The 1,102-nt window shown below is 47.5% G+C and carries 1 protein-coding gene; it reads right to left on the bottom strand.

The genetic code is table 11. The features are described 5' to 3' along the window. The coding region (locus R7R24_RS24780) for a methyl-accepting chemotaxis protein (protein WP_318119743.1) at positions 1-1,102 on the bottom strand (1,102 nt) is incomplete at both ends.

The raw sequence follows: 1,102 nt of genomic DNA, 5'->3' as shown, positions 1-1,102 counted from the left end.
GGCCTTCTTCGGATGCAGACTCAACACGTTGAACCATTTCCAAAGAGCCTTGAGCGCTTTGCGCAACTTCTTGAACCGAGTGAGACATCTCGGTCATAGCCGTTGCCACGTTGGCGGTCTGCTCACGTTGTGCATTCAGCTTAGATTGCGCTTGAGAAGACGTTCGTTCGTTGGTTGTCGCGGTCGAGGCTAAGTTTTCTGATGCTTCATTTAGCTTCACTAGAATATCGTGCAAGCTGTCCGCTAACGTGTTGATATGGCCACTAACGCGGCTGAACTCGTTGTTAAAGCGAATATCAATACGTTGCGTCATATCGCCTTTAGTTAGGCTCTCTAGCGCATTGAGAATACGTGTTAATGGCTCACGCACACTTTGCGCGATGTGATAGCCGATAGCCGCCGCAAACAAAACCACAACTACACCAATCACAATCGCTTTCGTCACGCCAGCAGAGTAAATGTCACCGGCATCATCAAGAGATTCGTTTAGTTTGTCTGTTGCTGTCGTTGTGAATTGCTCAAGGATAGCCATCGTAGAATCGACTTTGTTAGCTAAGTTCGCAATGTTGTCATACAGAGCTGCGCGAGCGTTGAGGTAGTTGTTGTGTTGGTCTAGCACACCGCCACGCATACCTACGTCACGGGTAAATTGTTCTACGGATTCGCCAAAAGCTTTTTCTAACTCAGGAAGCTGAGTGACCAACCCACGGAACGCGTAGTTCAAGTGCGTTACTGCTTTACGGTTTTTCGTTACCGCTTGCGTAACAAACTCAGGATTGGAGCTGGCCAGCGCATCGGAAGTGATCACTTCGGCATCTTTGAGTTTGATGAAGTAGCTTTTCGCCATAACTTTCACTGAAATACTCGATTGGTCTGCAACGTATTCTTTCAGGCCAACAGAAAGTTCAGTGTTGAGTTTTTGAAAGCGGCGCGATGACTTCTGCACTTCTTCTTGTGCTGAAAACATTGCTTCATAGTTGTCCATTGCTTCGAGCGCTTCGGTAAAGTAGCTTTGCTCTAGCGTCTTCAGTTGAGAAAAAGGTTCGGCAAGAGAAGGGTAGATCTGGCTTGCTGATTCGAGCTGCGCCAAAGTGGATTCAAA

It is taken from the genome of Vibrio sp. 704, assembly GCF_033339295.1.
Note: the sequence above shows the minus strand (reverse complement) of the source record. Positions and strands in the feature narration are given on the sequence as shown.